Genomic DNA, 23,611 nt, shown 5'->3' on the forward strand with positions numbered 1-23,611 from the left:
TTCTCAGAACGACTTCAGGAGCCGGTCCAGGTAATCGAGTTCCTGTTGCGGTCGCGTGCGATCCGAATCCCTGCGCCGCAATTCCTGTTCAATCTCATGCGCCCGTTCACGAGAGATCGTATCTGGAATGTGCGTGTCGCCGGGCGCGTTATCGCCGCCTTCCCCGGTTGAACGACCCAGTGGATCCTTGTCCGCCGACCCGTTATCGGAGCCGTCGCCACGTTCCGCGCCGCTATCTCCCGCCTGAGACTGCCCCTCGCCTGATTGGTCGCCGTTGTCGCCGCCACTCAGCGCAGGCAGGAAACTCGGCCTTCCACCGCTGGAAGAGCCGTTACCGCGCAGAGCCTCTCGCATCTGCCGCCCGCCCTGCTGCAGCGCCTGCAACGCCTTTTCCTCGGCGCCCGCCGCATCGCCGTCATTTCCCTGCGCCAGAGCATGGCGAGCGTCTCGCATCGCGCCCTGCGCCTTGGCGAACGCAGGCGGCTCCTTGCCGGTCAGGTCCTTGAACTCCTGCTGCAACTCACTTGTTGCGCGTTCAAGGGCGTGTTGCGTGGCTCGCTCCGTTCCGCGAGCGTCCGCCGCTGTCGCTCCGTCGCCCGGCTGTCCCGCCTGCGGTTGCCCGCTCGCGGACGGGTTGCCGGCGGAATGATCGGCCTGACCTAGCCGGTCGGCGCCTGCCCCCGACGGCGCCGCGCCATTTTCTTGCCCGCCTGCTCTGTCCTGCCCGGAATTTCTCTGGTCTTCGGCCGACGGTTGCTGCTGTTCGCCGCCATCCTGTCCCGGAGGCGCAAGGCCAAGTTTGCGCAACAATTCCTGCGTCGACATCGTGGCGAGGTTCGTGTCGCCGTCGTCGTCCTGTTCGCGCGCAGCGTTGTTCCGCTCTTCCGCCCGGCGCTCCTTGTCGAGCCGCGACTGCGCGTGATCCAGCAGTTTGGTCTGCTGCTGCACGATGTCGCGCAGCCCGTCGGTCTGCTCCCGCAGCTTCTGCTGCGCTGCGAGTTGCCGCCCAAGCGCCGCCATGTCCTGCGGCGTGGCGTTGCGCATGCCCTCGATCGAATCTTCAAGCTGTTCCAGCTTGTCCATGGCGTTGCCGGACCTGCCTTCCGCCGCGTCGTCCTGCATACGCTGCATCAGGCGTCTGAACGCGTCGTCGCCGGACTTCGTCAGGCCGGGCAGATCGGGGATGGCCGTCTTGTCGCGCAACGCCTGCTGCGTCAGCGCCTGCATCTTGTGCGCAATGGCCTGCTGCAACGCCTCCATCCGGCGACGGAGTTCTGCCTGATCCTCCGGCCCATGCGCGTTGTCTTCACGCATATGCCGAAGCTGCTGCGCGACGGCCTCCTGCGCGGCGCGAACCTCGATGGACGCCTGCGCGCCTTCGTCGCCGCCCCTCAGCCGGTCTTCGAGATCCAGCGCCAGATCCCACATCCGGGCGACGGATTCGGCTATTGCGTCTTCATCCGTGACGTCTGGATTGGACAGACGCGCGGCGATCGCGGTCAAGTTCAGAAACATGCCGGTATTGCTGGAAAGCGGCCCCGGTGTGTCGCCCAGCGCCGCCAGATCCTCCGCCGCCGCACGCCGGGATTCCTTCCCGAGCGCCAGCCGCTTCCGCAGATCGAGAACGGCGCGCGCAACGGGAGAACGGAATTTCCGAGACCCCAGAGTGAACGTGACTGACTGGCTTTGCGCCTGTTGATGGCTGACGCTGCGCGCGACAAGAACGGCCTTGACCTCCTCCCCGGCCCACGGGTCAGAAGACAGGTCGGGCGCTATGACGCCTTTCGCGGTCACGGGATGCCCGGAAAGCGGGATCGGCACGCGCAGCACGCGGGAATCGCCCAGAAGCGACGGGTGGGCAAGGCGGATCTCGGCCGTCAGGGTCTCGATGCCGTAAGAGTGCCGCGCCTCGTAAGGCAATCTGGTCCGGCGGCTTCCCTTTTCGCCTCCGGGGCCCTTCCCCCACGCGACCATCGGCGCGGCATCCGGCGTGACGGTGACGTTCCATCTGGCGATCACCCGTCCACGCGCCTTGAGCGCCAGCGCGCCCCCATGCTCCAGCGTCGCGTCCAGCCGCCACGATCGGGGATCGAGCGCCTTCACGCTCTCCCCCTCGACGCCACTCGAAACAAGTCGTGGCGCCCCATTCAAACCCGTTACCGACGCCGTGACTACGGATCCTTGAGGCACAGGCGCTGGAGCGTCGCCGCTATTAAGGAACACCGGCGCTGAAAGCGCGAAGCCGGGCGGCGTGATCCACGCGTCCACATGCGGCATCGGCGTATCCGGGTCGTCCCAGCCCGGCACGAAGGCGGCGGCGAGACGTCCCGGAGCATGACTGCCCGCCATGACGAGCGCGACGGCGAGCGCAGGAACCAGCAGGCCGCCCGCGATCCATGGATCGCGACGCGTAAAAGCCGGGCGCGGCCAGCCGGAGCGCAACGGCCCGAGCGAGGCGACGAGGCGCTCCTGATAAGCACGCCACAACTCGCTGGAGCCAAGACCGGATGAGTGATCGGTCAGACTGGCCAAAGGCCTGTTGCGAAGATTCGACGCCTGCTCGATGCGACGATCGATCTCGATAAGCGTCGGCTCGCGCAGACGCCGCCACCCGCGTCGGGCGAGCCATGCCGTCAGCGCGCTCGTTCCCAGCAGCAGCGCCAGATGCGCGCCATCCGGCAGGCTTTGCGGCACGCGTAGCAGGCCCGCCAGAATATAACCGCCAGCAACCGTAGCCGCCGGAGCGAGCAACGGCGCCGCGCGTTCGGCAAGCAACACGCGGCGCGTGCGCTTGCGGGCTACGGCGAGGCCGCCCGCCGGCCCCTCACCTGCGCCACCGCCAGAGCCGCCGCTCGAAGCGTTTTCCGGCCCTTTTCTGGCGTCCGAAGCATCACGCCACGGGTCCGGAACCCGCGATCCGCCGCCATATGTCGCGGCGTCGCTCATGCGTCGCCGTTCAGCCAGCCGGGCGTCGTCTCATTCGCCCACAGAGCCTCGACCGTCTGACGCGGGCGAATCACGGCCCAGCGCTCTCCCTCGACCAGCACCTGCGCCGCCAGTGGCCGCGCGTTGTATGTGGAACTCATGACCGATCCGTAGGCCCCGGCGTCGAGGAACGCCACACGCGCCCCACGTTGCAACGGCGGGAGCATGCGATCCCGCGCGAAGCAGTCTCCGCTCTCGCATACCGGGCCGACGAGGTGCGCCTTCTCGGGTTCCTGAACCGCGTCGTGAGGGGACAGTGGGAGCACGCCATGCCACGCATCATACAGAGAGGGTCTCAACAGATCGTTCATGGCCGCGTCCAGAACGATGAAGGGCGCGCCGCCCGTCACCGCCTTGCGGAGAATGACCGTGCTCAACAGAACGCCGGACGGCCCGGAAATCCAGCGGCCGGGCTCGATCGCCAGCCTCACGTCCAGATCGCCCAGTTCCGCGCGGATGGCGCCGGCGAAGGCTTCCGGCGAGCCCTCGCCCTCGTCACGGTAGCCGATGCCCAGCCCGCCGCCGCAATCGACGACGCTGACCACAGCCCCGGCCTCGCGCGTCGCACGAACAAGCTGCGCCACGCGGGCGTAAGCCGCGCGGTAGGGATCGGCCTTCAGAATCTGGCTGCCGATATGCGCGGCGTAACCGACTGGACGCACGCCGGGCAGAGCAGCCGCGCGAAGATAAAGCGCCAGCGCCTCGTCATACGGAACGCCGAACTTGTTGTCGGCGAGGCCCGTGGTGATCTTCGCATGCGTTTCAGCGTCCACGTCTGGATTGACGCGCAGCGCGACGTCGACGACGCGCCCGGCCTCCACGGCGAGGGCGGAGATGATCTCCAGTTCTTCGGCGCTTTCGACGTTAATCTGCGCGACGCCCTTCTGGATCGCCAGACGAAGCTCCGCGTCAGACTTCCCCACGCCCGAGAAGACGATCTTCGACGCAGGAACGCCCGCCTCCAGCGCGCGCAGTAACTCGCCGCCGCTGACCACGTCTGCGCCGAGCCCTTCGCTGGCGAGAATTCGCAGCACAGCGAGGTGATCGTTGGATTTGACCGCAAAATGAACGGATACGGACAACCCCGCCCCCGTCATGGCGGTCAGCAGACGCCGCGCGCGAATCCGCAGCGTGCTCGCGCTGATCCCCCATGTCGGCGTGCCGATCTCGTCCGCGACGGCGGAAAGCGGCACGCCCTCCATCATCAACCCACAGGTCGGGTCCAGCGACAGCTGTGGCCTTGTGGCGAGCAGTTCGCGAACGGTCGGGTCGGGAGTCGAGAGATCAGGAGCGTCGGCCATGAGCCCAAGGTAGAGAGTCGCGGCCTCTCCTCCAAGGGGGAGAAACGTCGGTCGTCGCGGCGGCCTGCATTATGGCGCCCGGCTCCTGCCTGGTGGGCGCCGGAACTCTGAGCCATGCTCCCCACTCTCCGGGTCCCATGAGGCAATGGCCGCACGCCCGTTTCCGAAGTCGCCCTGATCAACGGTCCTATCGCAGCAAGCGCCGGGGTTGTTCAGAATGGATTGCCTGTTCAGCGGACAGACAGGATCATGGAAAGAGAGGCTGGGTGGACTTTCCGGGACCTTCGCACTTCGCCAAGGTTTTCAGGACTGTTTCGCCAATCTCTGCATCGGATGCGGCGAAAGGAATCCGGAAGACGCGTCCTTCGTTTCTGTCGAGCGGCCAAGCCGAATGATTGCCGGTAACCGAGCTTTTGGATGCCTCCATGACGATGTCAGGTTCCAATCCGTTAAACCAGGAAATGAACAGGTGGTCCTTCTTTTTCCAGGCCAAATCCCTCGATTTGTAGCCATAGGTGCTGGCGACGTCGTCCCAGAAGGCGAGACGCCGCTCACTTGACGCGGCCTTCATGGCGATGAGGTGGTCCCGGTCAATCGGAACGCCAGGAGGCGGGGAGCAATACTCGCTTGTTTCGAGCGCTTGTCGCACATTGGCGCCGATCCATTCGGGCGTCACATCCCGTGCCGAATGGATCGCTAGGCCGCGACGTGAGAAGTGCATTCCGCCCCATATTTCGTCAGAAATAACGGTGATGTACATGTCCGTGCGATTGACCTGACATGTTCTATGCGGCGTGCCCGGAGGATGACTTCTTATTGGAAACGGCTTTTTCTTTCTCATCACGACACCGGGTTGCTCTTGAAGGTCAGAGACTTGCCGCTGGCGGCGGAGACGTCGTTCATGGCGTCGTGATAGGCTTTACAGAGAACTTCCCTTGGCGCGTCACGCGTAATTTGGCTGGCAGGCGTCAAGCGCCTGCAACGCCACCGTGCCGAGTTCTTCGTCGGTGACGTTGATCGAAACATGGAAAACCTTAGCGTGGTTTTCGTGCGAATACCACGCTGAGTGTCCTCCGCCCCGACCCCGTGAAGCCCGAAGCCGTATCTGATCCGTCTCCTCGTAATCCCAGTCGACGAAAGCGAGCGCCGATTTCGACATGGCCGCAAGATGATCTTTGAAACCGTACTCATCTCTTATTCCGAACCAGAAATTTCTTGACGCTGCGGCAGATCGTGGGCGAGCTTCCTGAAGTCTCTCGTCAAATAGCGGACCATAGCCGTAATCCGCGCGATAGTCATGGCTCGTCAGGAGAGCCTGGCGTAGGTTGTTTCCTATCCAGATCGCCGAAACCTGCTTGATCGGGATGGCAATTGAGGAACCGTCCGGGGAGAAATGACTGCCTCCCCATTCATCCCGGCAGATGACAGCAAAATATTTTCGTGTTCGAATAATATTTGCTCGTTTCGTGCTGGGGGCAACTCTCGGCTGCTGCATGTTCATGCGATCACCTTGACAGCAAAATCAATATCTTTCCCGCTTGTGTCCGGGTCGGCGGCAATACGATCCTTGGAGCGCTTTGCAGATGGCCGGTTCCGATAGCTGCGCGTCACGCGTAGTTTGGCTGGCAGGCGTCAAGCGCCTGCAGCGCCACCGCGCCAAACTCCTGATCACTGGCACTGATCGAGGCATGAAAGACCTTGCCGTGGTTTTCGTTCGAATACCAGGCAGAGTGACTTGTTCCCCGCCCCTTTGATGCTGCCAGATGGACTTGGTCCGTCTGCTCACATTCCCATTCCGCAAAAACCAGAGCCGATTTTGTCTGAGCCTCGCGCCAATCCTTGAAGCCGTATTTCTCCCGAACACGACCCCAGAATTCCATGTAGAGCGGCCCCGATTTTTTACGCTCTGCGTCAATTTTGTCTTGAGGTAGGGGATACTTACCCCATTGCATAAAGAGGTCCTTGCTAGTCCGCAGGGCCTTCATCAGATTTTTCCCGATCCACTGCGGCGTGGCCTCTTTGCGGTCAATAAACGTGGACCATCCCGTAACAGAGAAATAACTGCCACCTCGATTGTCCATGGAAATCACCGCAACATATTTTCGGGTACGGATCAGATGAGCGTATTTTACGATACCGTTTGCGCCTGGAGCAGCCATCGTCAGGCAATATCCTTCACTTTGAAGTCAATCGTCTTACCGTCACTGGCGACACGATCCTCCGCCTCCTGAAGCGCCATGCAGATCAGGAGAGTCAAAAAACGCGTGCTTTCTTCGGGTAAAACTTTCTCCGTTAAATGACGACACGCCCTAACTCCCTCGATACGTGGAATACCCAAACGGCGAGACCAGAAGCGGCACATGGTAATGTCCACCCTTTCCGTCCTCCGCAGGTTCCGCGATTCCGAAAGCTATCGGCACCACGCCCAGAAATGGCGGATCGCTCAACGCTACGCCCCGGTCGCGGAAATAAGCGGCGACCGCAAACTCCAGCCGATAGATGCCCGGTTCAAGTTGTCCGACGGCCGCGATCTCCGGACAGCGTCCGTCGCCGTTGGTGGCGCCCGCGAACAGCACGGTTTCACCGCGCCAGAGCGTGACGGCCACGCCTTCGGCCGGGCCGCCTGCGACAAGATCGAGAACATGGGTCGACAACGTGCTCATGACGGCTCCTCCAATCTGCGAAAGACCTCGGCGCAGCGCAACGCGGCGATCTTGTCGATCTCGCCCAAAGCAGTCGCAAGCTCTTCCGCAGGCGTATTCGCGCCGCGACGCTCCATTTCCGACAGGATGAAATCCTTGTCGCTGAGCCGCACGCAGATGACGAAAGGCATCTCAAAACGCGCCCTGTAGGCGTCGTTAAGGGCGTTGAATCGCGCATATTCGACGGGCGTCAGCCTGTCGAGCCCGGCGGACGCCTGCTCCGCACGGGACGCGTCGGTCAGCGTCGTGTCCACGCCCGCGCGCCGCGCAAGCTCCGGATGCTCACGCACCAGCGCAAGTTTCGCTTCGTCCGGCGCCGCCGCAATCACGCCGCGCAGGGCGGCTGCCACGGCGGCGGTGTCGGCGAACGGCGCCTGCGCGAACGCAGCGTCCGCGATCCAGGGCGAACATTCGTAGATCGGTCCGAAGGCCTCCACGAACGCATCCTTCGTCATGGCGTTGACCCGGCTTACAGCGTCGGTCATGCGGGATGGGTCTCCAGCCAGTGTCTTGCGATGTCGAGGCGCGTCGCCACCCATACCCGGTCGTGCGCCATGACGTGGTCGAGGAAGCGCGCGACCGCGCGGGCGCGCGCCGGTCGTCCGGCGATCCGGCAATGCAGGCCGACAGACATCATACGTGGCGTCTCCGCGCCCTCGTCCCACAACTGATCGAAGGTGTCGCGCAGATAGCGGAAAAACTGCTCGCCTTCCGTAAAACCGTTCAGCGCCACGATCTTCATGTCGTTCACGTCGAGCGTGTAGGGCACGATCAGCTGCGCCCGACCGTGCGTGCGATCGTAATACGGCAGGTCGTCGGCGTAGGAATCCGCGTCGTAGACGAACCCCCCTTCCTCGGCGACAAGGCGCGCCGTATTGGGGCTTGTGCGTCCCTGATACCAGCCGAGCGGCCGTGTTCCGGTCAGCGCCGTATGGATTGCGACGGCTTCGGCGATGTGTTCGCGTTCGACGGCTTCTGGCGCGTCCTGATAATCGATCCAGCGCAATCCGTGGGAGGCGATTTCCCAGTTCGCCGACAGCATGGCGTCGACGGCGGCTGGGTTGCGGGCCATCGCCATCGCCACGCCGAACACCGTCACCGGCAGCCCGCGTTCGACGAACAACCGTCGCAATCGCCAGAATCCGGCGCGGGAACCGTATTCATAAAGGCTTTCCATGGCCATTGCTCGCGCGCCCGAAACCGCCCGCGCGCCGACCATTTCGGACAGGAACGCTTCGGATGCGGGGTCGCCGTGCAGGACGGAGTTCTCGGCGCCTTCCTCGTAATTGACGACGAACTGCACCGCCACGCGCGCACCGCCGGGCCAGCGCGCGTCCGGCGGCGTCTGGCCGTATCCGGCAAGATCCCGAGGATAGGCCCCGCTCATGCCGCGTCCTGAAGCGTCGCGTTCCATGCGGCGAGCGCGGCGTCCACGCCCTCTCCACGACGGACGGCGTATCCCTGCCCCGCAAGCACCGTGTCCAACGCGCCGATCGTGTGCAGGACCTTGTGTTTCATCGCGTTGTAACCCATCGCGCCGATGCGCCATATCCGTCCGGCGAGCGGCCCGAACGCCGTGCCGATCTCGATTTCGAAATCCTCGCGCATCCGCGCGCGCACGGCGTCTCCGTTGACGCCTTCGGGTATCCAGACGCCTGTTACGTTCGTCATGCGGAACGCATCCTGACCGAACACATTCAGACCCATCGCCCGCAATCCCGCCGTCACGGCGGCGCTTGCGGCGCGATGGCGGGCGAAGCGCGTCGCCAGCCCTTCTTCAAGCATCACACGGGCGCATTCCCGCGCGCCGTAAAGCATCGTCGTCGCTTCGGTATGATGGTTCAGGCGTTTTTCCGACCAGTAATCCATCACCATGGCGAGGTCGAAATAGTTTGAGCCGATGCGGGCGCCGATGCCATCCGTGGCGTCCGCCGCGCGTATGCCGCTCTCCACGTGCCGGCGCCTGAAAATGTGCTCGGCGGCGCAGTCGGAAATCGTGATGGGCGAGGAACCCGGCGGCCCGCCCATGCATTTTTGCAGCCCGCCCGTCACGACGTCCACGCCCCATCCATCGACATCCACCGCCATGCCGCCCAGCGTCGCAGTCGCATCGACGTAGGACAGGACGCCGTGTTTGCGACAGATCTCGCCAACGCCCTCAAGCGGCTGAGCCATTGTGGTGGACGTGTCGCCGTGGATGCAGGCGAAGACCGCCGGGCGATGCGCGACAATCGCGGCTTCGATGGCCTCCGGGGTTGCGACCTCGCCCCATTCGAGATCGAGCGTGCGGACGTCGGCGCCGATCCGCTCCGCGATTTCGGACAGCAGCAGCCCGAAACGCCCGGCCCGGACGATCAGGATGCGCGCCCCCGGCTCAACAAGGGAGACCATCGCCGCCTCTATCCCGGCCCTCGCCGTGCCGTCGATCAGGAAGGTCCACCTGTTGGATGTCATGAACACCTGACGATAAAGCGCCATGGTCTGGTTCATATATTCCGTCATTTCCGGGTCGAACTGTCCCAGCATGTCTGCGCTCATCGCGCGCAAAACGCGCGGATGGACGTTCACAGGCCCCGGTCCCATCAGCAGACGCTGCGGCGGATCTATCTGTCCGAAAAATGGTTCCTGCATCGTCTCTTTTCCTAATATCTCGCCAACTCACACGTCTATGCGCGCTCATGGACTCCGGTTTACTGTTTTAACGAATTTCTTTATCCGATCAGCCGATTCCGTTTGATCGGATGATGCTCTAATATTTCCGGCGAGCGTCATCCGGAGTTACGACGCTTCACCGTTCACCACGCCGCCACAGCTCCGTCGCTGCGCGGGTCGGACGCGCCTTCCAGCACGCCGTCCGGGTTTCTCACGATCGCTCCCGCGTGCCCCATCATCGACGTGAATGGCGCGGAGCGCTCGATCGCGTGGCCCGTAGCGCCGAGACGCGCGATCAGTTCGGGCGCAAAGCGGTCCTCGTATTTCAGGGTCACGCTGTCCTCGCCCCATGTCCGGCCCAGCAGCCAGCGCGGCGCCGTGACGGCTTCCTGCAATCCCATGCCGAACCGGGCGTAGCGGGTGAACACCGCCGCCTGTGTCTGCGGCTGCCCTTCGCCGCCCATCGTGCCGTAGACCATCAGGCGTCCGTCATCGAAACGGGCCGCTGCGGGGTTCAGGGTATGGAACGGCTTGCGGCCGGGTTTCAGGGCGTTCCATCCGTCTTCGGCGATCCTGAAGCTCGCGCCCCGGTTCTGCCAGGTGATCCCTGTCTCGGGCAGAACGACGCCAGAACCGAACTCAAAATAGGTGCTCTGGATCATACTGACCGCAACGCCATTACTATCAATGGCGCCGAGCCATACCGTGTCCCCAGCCTGAGACGGGTGCGGCCACGGCGCGGCCCGCATCGGGTCGATGGCCGCAGCCATGGCGTCAAGTGTCCGCGAATCATCGAGAAGCGTCTGTGCGTCCACGGTCATATAGGCCGGGTCGCCGACATGGCGGTCGCGATATCGAAAGGCCTGCTTCGTCGCTTCGACAAGGCCATGAATGTGTTCGAAGCTTTCACCCTGCGTCACGCCAAGACGATCGAACAGAGACAGGATAAGCAGCGACGCCACGCCCTGCGTCGGCGGCGCCATGTTGAATAATGTCGCGCCCTTGATGGACGTGGACAGAGGCGGTCGAACGCTCGCGCGATGCGCCGCCAGATCGGCGGCGGTGACCGGACTTCCCGCAGATGCAAGATCGGCCGCGATACGCGCCGCCAGCGGCCCGTCATAGAACGAGGCTGGACCGACTTCCGCCAGTTCGCGCAGCGTCGCACCGAGCGCAGGATTGCGCAGAAGCTCGCCCTCAAGCAACGGACGACCGTCGGGCTCATATATCGCTGCGTAACCAGAGACCGGGCGCAGTTCAGCTGATTTCGCCGCAGCCAGTTCCGCGCCGCCCTTCGTCACCGGCGCGCCGTTCTCCGCATACCAAATGGCGTCGCGCAGCAGCCGCTCCAGCGGCAGCGGCGTTCCGGCCTGCGCCGCGAGTTCGAGCGCCTTCGCCCAGCCGGAAATCGTCCCCGCTACAGTGTTTGCAGCAAGAGGACCGCGCCACGGCACGGCGTCATACCCATTCCTGCGATAGAGATCGAGATCGGCCGCCGCCGCTGCGCCGCCGCAGGCGTCAATGGTCTGCGTGCGGCCGTCCGGCCAGCAGATAAGCCAGAACCCGTCTCCGCCGATCGACGTCATATGCGGATAAACGACTGCGAGGGCCGCCGCCGTGGCGATGACGGCCTCGATAGCCGAACCGCCGTCATGCAGCACGTCGACGCCCGCCTGCGCCGCAAGATGATGCGGGGCGGTGACCATGCCGCGTGTCGAGCGCTGGGTGTGCAGCATACGCCTCTATCCTCAGGAGTTACCGGAATTTGACGACGACATATGGACCGGCGCAGGCGCAGGAGTTGGGAAACCCAACAGTCCGGCTTGCGAAAGCGCAGTGGCCACGGCGAAAAGGCTGGCCTCTTTTCCCGGCGCGGCGATGAGCTGCACGCCAAGCGGCAACTGCTCTTCAGCCGACGCGCCTTCGTGCGCAGGCGGCGCAAGCGGAGCGGCGAGGATCGGCATCCCGGCCAGACTTAACGGCTGGGTGAACAGCCCCAGGTTGGCGCGGGCGGACACCGGCTTGCCGCCCACCATGATCGTCGGCTGATCGATGCGCGGCGCCGGGCCGACTGTCGCGGGCGCAATGAGAACGTCCACATGCTCGAACAGCGCATGGACCTGCTCGCGGAACCAGTTTCGAATACGATGAGCCCGGATCACCGGCGCTGCCGGCAGCATGGCGCCGGCCATCAGCCTGTCGCGGGTGGCGGGGTCGTAGTCCATCGGTCGCGTTCGCAAACGGGGTAGATGCAGGGAACCTCCCTCCGCCGCAGTAATAACGAAGGACGCCGCGCGAGCGCGCGCCGCCTCTGGCAGTTCGACGATACGGGAGATTCCGAGGAACCCGGTCAGACGGTCCAGACCCTCTCTCAATGCTGGGACAAGATCCTGTTCGAACCACCCGCCCAGTCGGGCCACGCGCAGCCCGCCTGCGTCAGGAATGTCGCTGAGAGAACGACCATCCATCGCTTCGAACGCCAGTTTCAGATCGCCTACGTCTCCGGCGAAAGGACCAACCACGTCGAGGCTGGCTGCAAATGGATACACTCCGCCGAGCGGCAGGCGACCCTGCGTTGGCCGCAGTCCCCACACGCCGCACAGCGACGCGGGAACGCGGATCGAACCGTTAGTGTCCGACCCGATAGCTATCGGAACGAGGCCGCCCGCGACGGCCGCCGCTGATCCACCCGAGGAGCCCCCCGCCAGACGATCCGTATCACGCGGGTTGCGAGTGACGCCGTAATGGGCGTTCTCGGTTGCAAAGCCGTAGGCGAACTCATCCATGTTCAGCAGTGCGAGTGGAATGGCCCCTGCCGCGATCAGACGCCGCACCACGATAGCGTCGTCTTCCTTCGGAGGGTCAGAAGCCAGCACGACGGAGCCTGCAGTCGTCACCTCCCCGGCGACGTCGAACAGATCCTTCACGCCGAACGGCACGCCCGCCAACGGGCCGACCTGCTCGCCTCGCGCAATGCGAATGTCGATTGCGTCGGCCATACGCCGCGCGCGCTCCGCGAGAAGTCGCGTCACGCTGACATAGGCGGAGTCACGTATCTCGATGGTCTCGATCGCCGCTTCGATCGTCTCGCGCGCGGTCCTTACGCCAAATCGGACTGCGTTCGCCTGCGCTGCGGCGGTCGTCATCATGGCGTATACCCAAACGCTGGCTCGCAATGATCGGAAAGCGGCAGTCCTTCGATCAGGGCCACGTAGCCGCGCAGCACACTGGCGTTGGCTTCGACGCCCGGTCGGCAGGCGTCCGGTAGAGGCAGAGCCACCGCCTGCGCCATGATCGCGAGTTCATCTACTCCACTGTCGTCATTCACAGACATATCCGCCCCTTCATCATACCTCGCGATCAGGCGTCGACCATTTCGCGCACGACGGAATTGTTACACGCGCGACGCCCGTCAGGAAGGTTTGTCCGGCGTCACCCCAATCGTTTCGAATTAGAACTTTTTGTCAGGACTGGAACCAATAGCGACGCCCCGAATTTCCGTAGAGAATCCACGACTACGCTGCCTGTTGAATCCAGGGCGCTTTATAGGAACGCTTCGACTGTTCGAGCAAAGTGCAGAAAAAACAGTGGATTGGAACTGCTTTCGCCAGTCGGGCATGAACGGCCCCGGCGCCTATCGAGGTGGCGGCTCCGTGCTGATCAATTCAGGGGTATCATAGTTGAGCAAGCTATCGAGGTGCCACTGACCGTCCGTCACGAACAGATCGCGCGTGAGCCCACGCGCCAGACGATCCACACCGAAGCGCATGCCGCTGATGGACGCGCCGGAAAGTCCCATGCTGGGCGTAGCCGAGAAGGTGAAATTATGGATCGCCGCCAGCAACGGCGCGCGCGGGTCCGCCGCATCCTTGGGCAGAAACTGGTAGGCGTCGCCGAGATATGGATGTGCGCCGATCAACGTGTGCTCGTCGCCGTCGGGCGGCGTGAAGCGATCCCGCCAGAGCGCCACGGCGTCTGCAAAAGACGCGGTCTCCGGACGAAGCTTCAAATCGACCGTGAAGCCCGCGCCGATGATGACGAAGTCGAAGCGTTTCTCGCCGAGCGGCGTATCCACGACGATCTCCTCTCCCTCCATCCGCGCGCCAGTCCATGGACAGCCGGTATGGAAAGAGAAACCCTCATGCCGACGGCAACGCCAGAACGTGTCCTGCGGCGGCGGCTGGTTGAGATCGTAGATGTGCGCCATGAAGCGCCAGCGCTGAAGATCCGGTAGCGACGGAAAATGCGCGAGAAATCCGGTGTTTTCCATCCATCGGTATGGATTGACTGACGGGATGGCCTTCCGGCGAAGGCAGAGTTCGACTGACTTGACGCCTGCTTCCAGAGCTGTGGCCGCGTTGTCAAAGGCGGAGGCCCCGGCGCCAAGAACGCCAACCCGTTTTCCGCGCAGCGCAGCGAAGTCGATTGCCTCGGACGTGTGCGCGTAACGGGACTTCGGCAACGCCTCACGGATAAAAGCGGGCGTGTTCCAGCATCCGCCGCCATCTATGCCGGTGGCTAGCACGAGCTTGCGCGCCAACTGGGTGCTGACGCCGCCATCCGCCGAGCGAAAGGTCAATCGCAGGAGGCCGTTTTCCCACGTGACACCCTCGAAATTACGATCGTTTTCGACAGGCAGCTCAAGCGTCTGACGGAACCAGTCGAGATAAGCCTGCCAATCCTGTCGGGATATCTTCTCCAGAGCGTCCCATGCGTCAGCGCCGTATCGCGCTGAGAACCATGAACGCGGCGTCAGGCTAGGCACGCCAAGATCCGGCCCGGTCACATATTTAGGCGTTCGCAAAGTGATCATACGCGCGAACGTGACCCAAGGCCCCTCTCCACCCCGCGGCGCGCGATCGAAAATCGTGACATTGTCGACGTTAAGGCGCTTCAACGCGAACGCGGTGGCAAGGCCGCCCTGACCAGCGCCGATGATCGCGACATCCAGCACGGCTTCGCCGTCGTGTCTGGTCACAGGCATCCACTCGCGGCGCGGATAGCGTATGCAATCCAGATCGCGCCTCACCTGCCCGCTCAACGCTTCAAGGGATGGCGCCGACACTTCCGTTTCGCGCGGCGTGTTCATAGGGGTGCTCCTGTTCTCCCACTACCTGCGCAGAACGCAGATAGTGGGGCGTTCAAACGAAGAACAGGTGGTCGCGCCCCCCCGGCGCGACCGAGTGTTTCCCCCACTCGCACCGTCCTGATGTCGAAACTAATGCGAAAGGGGGGCGCCCGGTCCAGTATAATATTACAACCAGGGCGTTGCCGAAACGGAAACACCCGCTTGCTTCGGTATTCTCCGCAGTAAGCGCAATCGCTCGGCGACGGCCTGTAGATCCCGTTGTTGCGACAAGCCGATCGCACGCATCAGCTGATCCGTGCGCGGCCGCTCCTTCGCCTTACCCATCAGCGGCGTTCATTTTTGCTCATGCGATTGCGCAAAGCGAAGCTCCGTCACCCAAAAGATCGCACGAGGCTCGAGAAAATTTGGTCGAACTGCTCAGATGCGACGCCTGTCGGCGCAGGCGTGCTCACGTCAGCGAGGCGTTGCATCTCGCTATCCATGAATATCTGAATACGCGGGAGGGGCGGCATGATAGCGGTTTCCGCCTTCTCGCGTTTTTCGTTCAATAATTTATGGATATCGGCGCGCAGATCTTCCTCAAGTCCTTCCGTCAGGGACCCCACATCCTCTGGAGGCGAATCATCGTGATCTGCACGCCACCGGGCGCGCAAAACGCAATACGCAGCGTCGAAAAACTCAGCGAAATCCTGATCCGTGCCGAAACCCCAACTTCTGACCTGGGTAACGGCGCGATCGCGAAGCCGCACGAAATCAAACGCTCGGATGTTGGCTGGCCCGATAAGTCCGGTGCATTCACTCCAGCCCTCGGGCTGTTCAAAGTAGGCGTCACCCTGCGCGACACTCAGCAGAGCCTCAAAATCGCCACTCTGGGCGGAGCGCAAAACGCCGCGAATATCGCTCCCTGTCATGTTCAACCCGGGGGACACGGGCAGCGAGATTTTCTCAGCTCCCGGCGTCAGCTTGAGATACCAGTCCGCCTTCCGAACATAAGCAAACTGAACGTCATGAGGGGTATCGAGTGAACCTGCGCCATATCCGCGAGGACCTGCTTCGGTGGCCCGTAGAACCCGCACACCAAACGCGCTTTCAATCTGCGGCAGCGACTGTCGAACGATTTGACAGATTTTCGGGTCGACAGCCCCTGCGTCACTCATCACGGCCTCTTCGCTCAAGACGGCGTCATGAAACCCGACATTTATTGATAAACACCGAACATCATGTCTCAGCGATTTGAGTCGCGCAGGTCGGGCCAGTCAATCGCGCTTCAAAATATTAACGTATTGATCACGATAGATCGCCAGAAGACAAATCAGCCTCCCGTTACGCTCATGTGCCGCGCCGGACCGGAGACTCCCCCCCCGCGCCTGCCGATCACGAAATCATGCCCTTTCGGCTTGTGCGACAGTGCGTCGTCAATCGTGGCCGCAATCTGGTCGTCTGAGCCGCCTTCCCGCAGCACCGCACGGAGATCGGCGCCATCTTCCTGCCCGAGGCACGTGTAAAGCCGTCCGGTGCAGGACAGCCGCACGCGATTGCAGCTTTCGCAGAAATTGTGACTGAGCGGCGTGATGAACCCAAGTTTCCGCCCTGTTTCAGCGACCCTGACATAGCGGGCGGGGCCGCCGGTCCGGACGGTCAAAGGCTCCAGGGTCCAGCGTGTCGCCAGGTCGCGCCTGATATCGACGAGCGGCAGATACTGGCCCCGGCGGTCTTCGCCCGTGTCGCCCATCGGCATGGTCTCGATCAGGCACAAATCGGCGCCAATTTCCCCACACCAGCCGATAAGTCGATCGAATTCCCTATCGTTGACGTCAGCCATGGCCACTGTGTTGACTCGCACCGCAATGCCAGAGTCGAGCGCAGCCTGAATCCCGTCCAGCGTCTGGTGAAGCCGACCACGTCTCGTCACAGCCGCAAAACGCTCCGGATCGAGCGTATCGAGACTGACGTTTACGCGCCTTATGCCCGCCTCATACAAAGCTTTTGCATGCTGCCTTAGCTGGCTGCCGTTGGTCGTGAGCGTCAATTCGTCGAGCCCTGGCGCGAAGGAATCTTGCGGGCGCAGCCATCGACCCAGACTCCGAATAAGCGTGTCTATATCGCGCCTTACAAGCGGCTCTCCGCCGGTGAGGCGAATACGGGTCACGCCGCGGCGGATGAACGCCGCGCACAAGCGCTCCATCTCGGCAAAGTCGAGGACGTCGGCGCGTGGAAGAAACTCCATATCCTCCGCCATGCAGTAGACGCACCGCATGTCGCATCGGTCCGTGACCGATACGCGAAGATAGGAGATCGCCCGACCGTGGCTGTCGATTAAACTGGACCGCATTTGTCCTCGATATACGCCCGAACTGGCCACGAGGTGAAGTTACAGTCCTGACAAATTCGCATCCGTCAGGATGCCTGCCATGCAGCGGACGCCGCGCCTCACAGCGGGACGGGCAGAGGATGGGGAACTCAGCGACGAAAAACGTTGAACCGCACCTTCAGACGGAAGTGGGCGCTGGAGCCGGTCTAGCTGGGTGAGGAACAGCCGAGGGCTGAAACCGCCGATTCGGAATCAGACCTCGATGCTGAGCGTCACGATGGACGCGTCGAGCGCCACCTTGCCCATATGTTCGAAATTGACAGTTACGCGCCGCCCTATCGCAGACTGGACCTGCCCCAAACCCCATTCGGGGTGGTCCGGATGCGTCACCCATTGGCCGGGCTCAAGAAATGACCGGAACGCGTCCTCGTTCTGCACGGGCTGCCTCCCGGATCGATAACCGCAATAACCCGGCGCGAAGCCGGGTTATCGGAGTAGTGGCCGGTCAGTGACCGGCATTTTCACCGGAGAAATCCGGCTTTTCCAGCCCGGATTGCTCAAGCTGGCGCGAAATCGCGTCCTTTAATGCCTCAAGCCCTGCGTCGCTCTTGCCTTCGGCGCGCGCGACCAGAACGGCCTGCGTGTTTGAAGCACGCAGGAGCCACCAGCCGTCTTCCGTGTTGACGCGAACGCCGTCGATCTCGGAAACGTCGGCGCCTTCGGTGCGGAGGCGTTCGGCGACTTCCTCGATCACCTTGAACTTGCGCAGATCGTCACAGTCGAAACGGATCTCCGGGGTGGAGATCGTCTTTGGCAAGGACTCCCGCACAGCAGAGAGCGGCGTATCGAGGCGTGCGACGATGCCGAGCACGCGAATGGCCGCATAGATCGCGTCATCGAAACCATACCACTTGTCGGCGAAGAAGATGTGTCCGGACATCTCGCCCGCCAGAGGCGATTTGGTCTCCGCCATCTTGGACTTGATCAGAGAATGGCCGGTCTTCCACATCAACGGCGCGCCGCCAGCCTTGGTGACTTCGTCGAATAGAACCTGACTTGCCTTCACGTCAGCGATGATCGTCGCTGACGGATGGGTCTTCAGCACGTCGCGGGCGAGCAGGACCAGAATCTGGTCGCCCCAGAGAATCTCGCCTTTATCGTCGACAAGTCCAATGCGGTCGGCGTCCCCGTCGAACGCGATGCCGGCGTCCGCCTTCACTTCACGAACCTTGTCTATGAGCTGTTCGAGATTCTTGGCGACGGTCGGATCCGGGTGATGAGCCGGGAAATTACCGTCCACTTCGCCGTTCAGCACGATGTGCTCGCCCGGAAGCTTCTCAAGCAGTTTCTTCAGCACGTCGCCAGCGGCGCTGTTGCCGTTATCCCAGACGACCTTCAGCTTTCGCTCGCCACCGTCCCAGTCCTTCATCAGGCGCGTAATGTATTCGTCGCTGATGTCGACCGTCGTGACCGTGCCTTCTGCATCCGGAACCACGTCGCCCGCGTCAGACAGACGGCCGAGTTCCTTGATCTGGTCGCCAAAGAACGGCTTGCCCGCGAACATCATCTTGAAGCCGTTGTAGTTCGGCGGATTGTGGCTGCCGGTCACCATGATGGCGCCGTCGGCCTTGAATGTAACGGACCCGTAGTAAAGCATTGGCGTCGGTCCACACCCAACGCGCGTAACATCGGCGCCAGAGGCGACGGCCCCTTTGACCAGGGCGGCCTCCAGTTCCGGCGACGACAGACGGCCATCATAGCCGATGACGATCTTCTTCCCGCCGTTGCGGATAACCATGCTGGCGAACGTGCGGCCGATGGCGTACGCGTCTTCCGGCTTCAGCGTCGTGCCGACGATGCCGCGAATATCGTATTCGCGAAGGCTCGTCGCGTCGAACGTGTGGCGAAAAGTCATCAAACAGCTCCAGTGTAGGTCTTCAGGAAGCCGCGCACATCGTCGGCCAGATCAGGACGTTCCAGCGCGAACGCGATCTGAGCTTCAAGGAAGCCGATCTTGTTGCCGCAATCGAACCGCTTGCCTTCGTAACGAAGGCCATGGAAGGGCGTTTTTCCAATGGTTTTCGCCATGGCGTCAGTCAGCTGCACTTCCCCGCCCGCGCCTTTTTCAAGCAGGGCCAGGAACGGCATGATTTCGGGCGTCAAAACGTAACGGCCAATGATGGAGAGATTGGACGGCGCTTCTTCCGGCTTCGGCTTCTCGACAAGGCCGGCGATCTCGACAAGTTTTCCGTCATCGGCGCCCGGCTTGAGGATGCCGTAACGGTTCGTGTGCTCGCGCGGCACTTCCTCGACAGCGACAACGCTGCCGCCCGTCTGGTAATACGTGTCCGCCAGTTGCTTCAGGCATGACACGTCCGACTGCACAATGTCGTCGGGAAGCAGGATCGCGAACGGATCGTCGCCAATGAAGCTCCGCGCGCACCAGATCGCATGGCCGAGGCCCAGGGGTTCCTGCTGACGCACGGCGACCAGCGAGCCGGCTTCGATGCTGCTGGGCTTGAGAGCGTCCAGCGCCTCGACCTTGTTCCGCTCGCGCAGCGTCACTTCCAGCTCGAATGCGACGTCGAAATAGTCGATAAGAGAATCTTTGCCTCGCCCTGTAATGAGACAAAATTCTTCAATTCCCGCCGCACGCGCTTCATCAATTGCGTACTGAATGAGGGGCTTGTCGACGACTGGCAGCATTTCTTTCGGCATCGCCTTGGTCGCCGGAAGGAACCGGGTTCCAAGACCGGCGACTGGCAGCACAGCTTTACGCAATGGCTTCGTCACGAATGAGCACCTTATATCAATGGGCGGACGAGCCGGGCGGCGATGAACATCAGCGCGCCGGCATGCGACGTACTGTAAGGCGGGATCGCAGTCGGTTGCCAGCCTTCAAAAGGATTAAAAAATCAGAAAACATCTCTGTTCTGAGGCCTTAAACGCCACATTCGCGCCTTAATTTCGAAACCGAAGCAAATCACTGGAATAATACGAACGCGCGCGGGCCGCCCTTTGCAGGGCGGCCGCTTCGCAAACAAATTTTAAATTTAAAAGTCCCGACATTCGGGAGTTTGGTGCGGCCGAGAAGACTCGAACTTCCACAGGGTTTCCCCCACAAGCACCTCAAGCTTGCGCGTCTACCATTCCGCCACGGCCGCAGCGTGACTTCCGGCTCCGTTTGTTGGATACCGGGGAGTGGAGGCGCGTATAACCGATGCTCGATCAGCCTGCAATGACCCCCGAACCGATTCTTGTCGAAGACGGCGAAGAATTATCCCCGACACCGGAAGCGGCGGCGGCAAGACCGGTGGAATGGGAAATCTCCTCCGACCCCGTCGCCTATCCTGACGCCATAGCGTCGATGTCTGAAACCGTGGCTGCGATACGCGGGCGCGGCGCGTCGGAACGCATCTGGCTACTTGAGCATCCGTCCCTGTTCACCGCAGGGACCTCCGCACGTGACGCCGACCTTTTTAATCCAAGAGGATTTCCGACCTACCCCGCAGGACGCGGCGGCCAGTGGACCTATCATGGCCCCGGTCAACGCGTGGCGTATCTCATGCTGGATCTTGCTCGACCGCATGGCCCTGTCCCGCCGCGCGACCTGCGTGCCTATGTGCACGCTCTGGAAGGATGGCTGATCGCGACCCTGGGACGATTCGGCGTTAAAGGCGAAACACGGGACGATCGCGTCGGCGTTTGGGTCGTCGATTCGAAAACGGGCCACGAATCCAAGATCGCCGCTTTGGGCGTCCGCGTGACCCGATGGGTGAGCTGGCACGGCGTTTCACTGAACGTGGCGCCCGATCTGTCGGCGTTCGAGGGGATCGTGCCGTGCGGCATCCGCGAACACGGCGTGACCAGCCTCAAGGACCTAGGCGTGGACGTCGATATGGCGACCGTGGACGCTGCGCTGCGTGATGAGTGGGAACGGGCGATGGGCGTCATCTAAAGCGGAGGGCGCGTCGATTGCCGAGCGCCCTGCCCGCGTTGACGCTCAACTTAAAAAATACCTTAAAATCAGTATGTTGCCAGATTATTCTAAAAAATGACGAGAGCCGCGTCCGATGGGCACGGTTTTCCTATGCCCAACGTAACGCTCACGCCCGCAACAAATTATAAATTTTAAAATCAGCGCCTTGTCATGAATATTTCACCCTGACTTCCCGTTCAGCCCAGTCGAGCCACGGGATCAACGCAGCGATATCCGCCGTCTCGATCGTCGCGCCACCCCAGATACGCAACCCCAGCGGAGCGTCGCGGTAACTGGCGATGTCGAGCGCCGCCTGCTCCTTCGTTAGCAACCCGGCGATGTCCTTCGCCGCACGGGCCTGCGTCTCCGCGTCCAGCGCTAGAAACCAAGGCGCTGTAATGCGGAGACAAATCGACGTGCTGGATCGCTGGTCAGGGTTTTCGGCCAGAAAACTTGCCCAGTCCGATTGCACTTCCCACTCAGCGAGAACCGCAAGATTGGCCCGGCTGCGCGCGATCAGGCCCGGCAGGCCGCCGACGCTTTCGGCCCATTTCAGGCTGTCCACCGCGTCTTCGACGCAGAGCATCGACGGGGTGTTGATCGTGTCGCCCTTGAAGATTCCTTCGATCAGCTTGCCCTTGGAGGTCAGGCGGAAAACCTTTGGCAGAGGACGCGGCGCTGGTCCGCCTTCCAGCCGGGCCACCGCACGCGGCGAGAGAGCCAGCATCCCATGCGCAGCCTCCCCGCCCAGCGCCTTCTGCCATGACCATGTCACGACATCGAGCTTCTCCCATGGAAGCTCCATGGCGAACGCCGCAGACGTCGCGTCGCAAATCACCAATCCATCGCGCTCGACCGGAATGGCGTCGCCATTTGGGAAACAGACCCCCGACGTCGTCCCGTTCCATGCCAACACCACGTCACGAGACCAGTCGACGGCGGCGAGATCGGGCAGACGGCCATACTCGGCGGTAAGCACCCGGGCATCCAGCCCGAGTTGGGAGACGATGTCGTTAGCCCACGTCGCCGAAAAGCTCTCGAACGCCAATACGTCCACCGGGCGCGCGCCAAGCAGCGACCAGAGCGCCATCTCCACAGCTCCCGTATCAGAGCCCGGAACGACTCCCAACCGCCAATCGGCAGGCATGCCGAGAATCGCGGCCGAACGGTCGATCACTTCCGCGATCCGCGCCCGTCCTTCCGGCGCGCGATGGGATCGGCCAAGCAGCGCGCCCGACAGGGCGTCGAGCGACCAGCCCGGACGCTTTGCGCACGGCCCAGACGAGAAACGCGGATTCGCTGGTCGCGCTCCCGGCTTGCAGTTGGGAAGCAGCGCAGCGTCGGCGGTCTCGGTCATCATTTTTTCCAGATTATCTGGTGCGAGAGGGGGGACTCGAACCCCCATGCCTTGCGGCGGTCGATTTTGAGCCGACTACGTCTACCGTTCCGTCACTCTCGCAGCGAGGGTTTCTGTATCAGCAACCGGCGCGTCGCGAAAGATGCGACGACGCCTTCTCTGCATCGAGCGGCTGATCAGTCGAGCTCAAGCCCAAGCATCAGGGCGATATTCTGAATGGCGGCCCCGGATGCGCCCTTGCCGAGATTGTCGAGGCGCGCGGTGAGAACCGCCTGACGGTGCTCATCGTTCGCGTGAACACGCAATTCCATGCCGTCTGCACCAGCCAGTGTTTCGCCAACCAGCGCGCCTTCGGGCGCGGCGACTGTGACGTAGTGCGCACCCTCGTAGTAACGAGCGAGAATGTCGCGCAGCCCCTCTCCGGTCGCGCCCGAAGCGAGATCTGAAAGATGCAGGGGAATCGACACGATCATGCCTTGCGGAAAGTGCCCGACCGACGGAGCGAAAAGCGGACGTCGCGCCAAACGCGCGTGACGCTCGATCTCGGGCACATGCTTGTGCGTCAGACCCAGCCCGTAAAGCTCGAACGCCGGGCCGCCGTCTCGCTCATGGGCCTCGATCATCGAGCGACCGCCGCCGCTATAGCCGCTGACCGCGTTGATCGACACCGGATACGCAGCATCGAGCGCCCCGGCTTCGACCAGAGGCCTTAGAAGCGCGATTGCTCCGGTTGGATAACAGCCGGGATTCGAGACGAAGCTCGCCTCCCGAATCCGCCCGGCCTGCAGGCGATCGAGTTCAGGAAAACCGTAGGTCCACCCGTCCGCGACGCGGAAGGCGGTGCTGGCGTCAAGAATCTTCGGCGCCTGTCCGGTCGTCGCCAGTTCTCCGACCATCGCGACGGCCTCCCGTGACGCGGCGTCCGGCAGGCACAACACCACAAGATCGGCTTGCGCCATGGCCTCGGAGCGAGCGGCAGGATCCTTACGGCGAGACGGATCGATGGAGTGCAGGCGAACAGGAAGAGCGCGCAGGCGTTCGCGGATGCCAAGCCCGGTCGTTCCCGCTTCTCCGTCGATAAACACGACAGGCCGCTGTTCCATCTACCCTCTCCCGTAAAAACCTGAGCGTGTATTTATCTGACAGGTGTTCATGAAGCCAGCGCCTTGACTGCGCCAGACTGTTCTCCCGTTCGAATTCGTAACGTCTTGCGTGGCGTCCAACCGCCCGGCACC

At 62.6% G+C, this 23,611-nt stretch carries 21 protein-coding genes and 2 tRNA genes; 1 reads left to right on the plus strand and 22 read right to left on the minus strand.

Features of this window, described 5'->3' with window-relative positions; genetic code table 11:
- Positions 1–3 precede the first annotated feature (3 nt).
- The 19 genes from G442_RS20150 to G442_RS0100425 form a co-directional block, all read right to left on the minus strand.
- Positions 4–2,946 carry a DUF4175 domain-containing protein gene (locus G442_RS20150; RefSeq protein ID WP_051291759.1) on the minus strand — a complete coding sequence of 981 codons (2,943 nt, stop codon included), beginning with the start codon at positions 2,944–2,946 and terminating at the stop codon, positions 4–6.
- Positions 2,943–4,286 carry a diaminopimelate decarboxylase gene (gene lysA / locus G442_RS0100335; protein WP_026396375.1) on the minus strand — a complete coding sequence of 448 codons (1,344 nt, stop codon included), beginning with the start codon at positions 4,284–4,286 and terminating at the stop codon, positions 2,943–2,945. Before lysA ends, G442_RS20150 begins: the two co-directional genes overlap by 4 nt.
- Before the next feature lie 247 nt (positions 4,287–4,533).
- Positions 4,534–5,127, minus strand: coding sequence for a contact-dependent growth inhibition system immunity protein (locus tag G442_RS0100340; RefSeq protein WP_026396376.1), 594 nt, complete (start codon positions 5,125–5,127; stop codon positions 4,534–4,536).
- 102 nt (positions 5,128–5,229) lie between these two features.
- On the minus strand, positions 5,230–5,445 hold the full coding sequence (locus G442_RS26025; protein ID WP_246789271.1) for a hypothetical protein: 216 nt from the start codon (positions 5,443–5,445) through the stop codon (positions 5,230–5,232).
- 448 nt (positions 5,446–5,893) lie between these two features.
- Positions 5,894–6,445: a hypothetical protein gene (locus tag G442_RS0100350; RefSeq protein ID WP_026396378.1), complete on the minus strand. Its 552-nt coding sequence runs from the start codon at positions 6,443–6,445 to the stop codon at positions 5,894–5,896.
- Positions 6,446–6,595: 150 nt separating this feature from the next.
- A complete protein-coding gene (uraH, locus tag G442_RS0100360; RefSeq protein WP_026396379.1) occupies positions 6,596–6,949 on the minus strand; it encodes a hydroxyisourate hydrolase in 354 nt (117 codons plus the stop codon).
- The gene (gene uraD, locus G442_RS0100365; RefSeq protein WP_026396380.1) at positions 6,946–7,473 is read right to left on the minus strand and encodes a 2-oxo-4-hydroxy-4-carboxy-5-ureidoimidazoline decarboxylase; all 528 of its coding nucleotides are present in this window, start codon (positions 7,471–7,473) and stop codon (positions 6,946–6,948) included. The genes uraH and uraD overlap by 4 nt, the downstream gene beginning before the upstream one ends.
- Positions 7,470–8,375, minus strand: coding sequence for an allantoinase PuuE (gene puuE / locus G442_RS0100370; protein ID WP_026396381.1), 906 nt, complete (start codon positions 8,373–8,375; stop codon positions 7,470–7,472). Before puuE ends, uraD begins: the two co-directional genes overlap by 4 nt.
- The gene (locus G442_RS0100375) at positions 8,372–9,619 is read right to left on the minus strand and encodes a pyridoxal-phosphate-dependent aminotransferase family protein (RefSeq protein WP_026396382.1); all 1,248 of its coding nucleotides are present in this window, start codon (positions 9,617–9,619) and stop codon (positions 8,372–8,374) included. The genes puuE and G442_RS0100375 overlap by 4 nt, the downstream gene beginning before the upstream one ends.
- 164 nt (positions 9,620–9,783) lie before the next feature.
- Positions 9,784–11,376: a gamma-glutamyltransferase family protein gene (locus G442_RS0100380; protein ID WP_026396383.1), complete on the minus strand. Its 1,593-nt coding sequence runs from the start codon at positions 11,374–11,376 to the stop codon at positions 9,784–9,786.
- Positions 11,377–11,388: 12 nt separating this feature from the next.
- The gene (locus G442_RS20155) at positions 11,389–12,789 is read right to left on the minus strand and encodes an AtzE family amidohydrolase (protein ID WP_051291760.1); all 1,401 of its coding nucleotides are present in this window, start codon (positions 12,787–12,789) and stop codon (positions 11,389–11,391) included.
- Entirely contained in the window at positions 12,786–12,974 is a 189-nt protein-coding gene (locus G442_RS0100390; RefSeq protein ID WP_035375987.1) for a DUF4089 domain-containing protein, read from the minus strand. Before G442_RS0100390 ends, G442_RS20155 begins: the two co-directional genes overlap by 4 nt.
- A gap of 300 nt (positions 12,975–13,274) precedes the next feature.
- Positions 13,275–14,729: an NAD(P)-binding domain-containing protein gene (locus G442_RS0100395; protein ID WP_051291761.1), complete on the minus strand. Its 1,455-nt coding sequence runs from the start codon at positions 14,727–14,729 to the stop codon at positions 13,275–13,277.
- A 371-nt stretch (positions 14,730–15,100) separates the two neighbouring features.
- Positions 15,101–15,886, minus strand: coding sequence for a DNA polymerase beta superfamily protein (locus tag G442_RS23745; protein ID WP_026396386.1), 786 nt, complete (start codon positions 15,884–15,886; stop codon positions 15,101–15,103).
- 155 nt (positions 15,887–16,041) lie between these two features.
- Positions 16,042–17,061: a GTP 3',8-cyclase MoaA gene (gene moaA / locus G442_RS0100405; protein ID WP_026396387.1), complete on the minus strand. Its 1,020-nt coding sequence runs from the start codon at positions 17,059–17,061 to the stop codon at positions 16,042–16,044.
- A 231-nt stretch (positions 17,062–17,292) separates the two neighbouring features.
- Positions 17,293–17,478, minus strand: a complete 186-nt coding sequence (locus tag G442_RS0100410; protein ID WP_026396388.1) for a DUF3553 domain-containing protein — start codon at positions 17,476–17,478, stop codon at positions 17,293–17,295.
- 67 nt (positions 17,479–17,545) lie between these two features.
- The gene (gene pgmG, locus G442_RS0100415) at positions 17,546–18,955 is read right to left on the minus strand and encodes a phosphoglucomutase/phosphomannomutase PgmG (RefSeq protein WP_026396389.1); all 1,410 of its coding nucleotides are present in this window, start codon (positions 18,953–18,955) and stop codon (positions 17,546–17,548) included.
- A complete protein-coding gene (gene galU / locus G442_RS0100420) occupies positions 18,955–19,833 on the minus strand; it encodes a UTP--glucose-1-phosphate uridylyltransferase GalU (RefSeq protein WP_026396390.1) in 879 nt (292 codons plus the stop codon). The genes pgmG and galU overlap by 1 nt, the downstream gene beginning before the upstream one ends.
- Before the next feature lie 285 nt (positions 19,834–20,118).
- A tRNA-Leu gene (locus tag G442_RS0100425) sits at positions 20,119–20,204 on the minus strand.
- Positions 20,205–20,260: 56 nt separating this feature from the next.
- Here G442_RS0100425 and lipB point away from each other — a divergent pair.
- A complete protein-coding gene (gene lipB, locus G442_RS0100430) occupies positions 20,261–20,998 on the plus strand; it encodes a lipoyl(octanoyl) transferase LipB (RefSeq protein WP_084440269.1) in 738 nt (245 codons plus the stop codon).
- Between the two features lie 190 nt (positions 20,999–21,188).
- Here the strand turns inward: lipB and G442_RS0100435 are convergent, their stop codons facing one another.
- The 3 genes from G442_RS0100435 to argC all read right to left on the minus strand — a co-directional run bounded on the left by G442_RS0100435 (position 21,189) and on the right by argC (position 23,479).
- Positions 21,189–22,376 (minus strand): phosphoserine transaminase, encoded by a 1,188-nt coding sequence (locus G442_RS0100435; RefSeq protein WP_026396392.1) that lies wholly within the window; start codon positions 22,374–22,376, stop codon positions 21,189–21,191.
- An 18-nt stretch (positions 22,377–22,394) separates the two neighbouring features.
- Positions 22,395–22,478, minus strand: a tRNA-Leu gene (locus tag G442_RS0100440).
- Positions 22,479–22,552: 74 nt separating this feature from the next.
- Positions 22,553–23,479, minus strand: coding sequence for an N-acetyl-gamma-glutamyl-phosphate reductase (argC, locus tag G442_RS0100445; protein ID WP_026396393.1), 927 nt, complete (start codon positions 23,477–23,479; stop codon positions 22,553–22,555).
- Positions 23,480–23,611: the final 132 nt, after the last annotated feature.

Source organism: Acetobacter nitrogenifigens DSM 23921 = NBRC 105050 (assembly GCF_000429165.1).
GTDB classification, from domain to species: Bacteria; Pseudomonadota; Alphaproteobacteria; order Acetobacterales; family Acetobacteraceae; genus Acetobacter; species Acetobacter nitrogenifigens.